This window comes from Exiguobacterium algae (assembly GCF_018617875.1).
Taxonomy (GTDB): domain Bacteria; phylum Bacillota; class Bacilli; order Exiguobacteriales; family Exiguobacteriaceae; genus Exiguobacterium; species Exiguobacterium algae.
The window spans coordinates 1-3,004 of sequence record NZ_JACSKZ010000010.1 but is presented as its reverse complement, the minus strand read 5'-3'; the positions used below and the strand labels follow the sequence as shown (position 1 = coordinate 3,004).

1 rRNA gene is annotated in these 3,004 nt (G+C 55.1%); it reads left to right on the top strand.

Annotated features, from left to right (window positions below):
- Nucleotides 1-86: 86 nt before the first annotated feature.
- A 23S ribosomal RNA gene (locus KNP03_RS13350) occupies nucleotides 87-2,999 on the top strand.
- Nucleotides 3,000-3,004 lie beyond the last annotated feature (5 nt).

Genomic DNA, 3,004 nt, shown 5'->3' with positions numbered 1-3,004 from the left:
TTGTTCCTTGAAAACTGAAGATTCATCAAGACATCAAAAACCAATTTCACATATGGTCCGCAATGGACCGTGTGTCTTAGACGCTAGATCAAGGTAGAAAGGGCGTACGGTGGATGCCTTGGCACTAGGAGCCGATGAAGGACGCGACGAACAGCGATATGCTCTGGGGAGTGGTAAGTACACATTGATCCAGAGATTTCCGAATGGGGGAACCCACCGCCGGGAGACTGGCGGGACACCCGTGTGAATCCATAGCACGGAGTGAGGCATACCCGGGGAACTGAAACATCTAAGTACCCGGAGGAAGAGAAAGAAAATTCGATTCCCTGAGTAGCGGCGAGCGAAACGGGAACAGCCCAAACCAGGAAGCATGCTTCCTGGGGTTGTAGGACACTCTACACGGAGTTACAAAGGGATAGGGTAGGTGAACGACCTGGAAAGGTCGGCCAGAGAAGGTGACGGCCCTGTAGCCGAAACCCCATCCCCTCCAGAGTGGATCCTGAGTACGGCGGGACACGTGAAACCCCGTCGGAATCCGGGAGGACCATCTCCCAAGGCTAAATACTTCCTAGTGACCGATAGTGAACCAGTACCGTGAGGGAAAGGTGAAAAGCACCCCGGAAGGGGAGTGAAAGAGATCCTGAAACCGTATGCCTACAAGTAGTCAGAGCCCGTTCACGGGTGATGGCGTGCCTTTTGTAGAATGAACCGGCGAGTTACGATGGCGGGCGAGGTTAAGCCGATGAGGCGGAGCCGCAGCGAAAGCGAGTCTGAACAGGGCGCATCAGTCCGTCGTCGTAGACCCGAAACCAGGTGATCTACCCATGTCCAGGATGAAGGTCAGGTAACACTGACTGGAGGTCCGAACCCACGCACGTTGAAAAGTGCGGGGATGAGGTGTGGGTAGCGGTGAAATGCCAATCGAACCTGGAGATAGCTGGTTCTCTCCGAAATAGCTTTAGGGCTAGCCTCGAGGTGAAGAGTTCCGGAGGTAGAGCACTGATTGGACTAGGGGCCCCCACAGGGTTACCGAATTCAGTCAAACTCCGAATGCCGGCAACTTGTACTCGGGAGTCAGACTGCGAGTGATAAGATCCGTAGTCGAGAGGGAAACAGCCCAGACCATCAGCTAAGGTCCCCAAGTGTATGTTAAGTGGAAAAGGATGTGGCGCTGCACAGACAACTAGGATGTTGGCTTAGAAGCAGCCACCATTCAAAGAGTGCGTAATAGCTCACTAGTCGAGTGGCGCCGCGCCGAAAATGTAACGGGGCTAAACATACCACCGAAGCTATGGATCCCGTAAGGGATGGTAGGAGAGCGTTCCAAGCAGCAGTGAAGCGGTATCGTGAGGAGCCGTGGAGCGCTTGGAAGTGAGAATGCCGGTGTGAGTAGCGAAAAGAGGGGTGAGAATCCCCTCCGTCGAAAGCCTAAGGTTTCCTGAGGAAGGCTCGTCCGCTCAGGGTTAGTCTGGACCTAAGCCGAGGCCGAAAGGCGTAGGCGATGGACAACAGGTCGATATTCCTGTACCGCCGTACCACCGTTTGAACGATGGGGGGACGCAGAAGGATAAGGTGACCGTGCGACTGGAAGTGCACGGACAAGCAGCGAGGCCGTCGGGTTGGCAAATCCGCCCGGCACCAAGGTTGAGCTGTGACGTGGAGCCCGTAGGGCGAAGCACCGGATTTCACGCTGCCAAGAAAAGCCTCTAGTGAGGAGGTCGGCGCCAGTACCGCAAACCGACACAGGTAGGCGAGATGAGAATTCTAAGACGCGCGGGATAACTCTCGTTAAGGAACTCGGCAAAATGGTCCCGTAACTTCGGGAGAAGGGACGCTTATGGCAACATAAGCCGCAGTGAATAGGCCCAAACGACTGTTTAGCAAAAACACAGGTCTCTGCTAAATCGCAAGATGAAGTATAGGGGCTGACGCCTGCCCGGTGCTGGAAGGTTAAGGGGATGTGTCATCGCAAGAGAAGCACTGAACCGAAGCCCCAGTAAACGGCGGCCGTAACTATAACGGTCCTAAGGTAGCGAAATTCCTTGTCGGGTAAGTTCCGACCCGCACGAAAGGCGTAACGATTTGGGCACTGTCTCAACGAGAGACCCGGTGAAATCATAGTACCTGTGAAGATGCAGGTTACCCGCGACAGGACGGAAAGACCCCATGGAGCTTTACTACAGCCTGATATTGAGGCTTTGTACGCGATGTACAGGATAGGTGGGAGTCTGTGAAGCCGGAGCGCCAGCTTCGGTGGAGACACCCTTGGGATACCACCCTTTGCGTATAGAGTCTCTAACTCGCAGCCGTGATCCGGCTGGAGGACCGTGTCAGGCGGGTAGTTTGACTGGGGCGGTCGCCTCCTAAACAGTAACGGAGGCGCCCAAAGGTTCCCTCAGAATGGTTGGAAATCATTCGAAGAGTGCAAAGGCAGAAGGGAGCTTGACTGCGAGACCTACAAGTCGAGCAGGGACGAAAGTCGGGCTTAGTGATCCGGTGGTTCCGCATGGAAGGGCCATCGCTCAACGGATAAAAGCTACCCTGGGGATAACAGGCTGATCTCCCCCAAGAGTCCACATCGACGGGGAGGTTTGGCACCTCGATGTCGGCTCATCGCATCCTGGGGCTGGAGTAGGTCCCAAGGGTTGGGCTGTTCGCCCATTAAAGCGGTACGCGAGCTGGGTTCAGAACGTCGTGAGACAGTTCGGTCCCTATCCGTCGTGGGCGTAGGAAATTTGAGGAGAGCTGTCCTTAGTACGAGAGGACCGGGATGGACGCACCGCTGGTGTACCAGTTGTTCCGCCAGGAGCACCGCTGGGTAGCTACGTGCGGACGGGATAAGTGCTGAAAGCATCTAAGCATGAAGCCCCCTCCGAGATGAGATTTCCCTTTGAGCAATCAAGAAAGACCCCTCAGAGACGATGAGGTAGATAGGTCATGGGTGGAAGCGTGGCGACACGTGGAGCTGAATGATACTAATCGGTCGAGGCTTTGATCTAGTCTA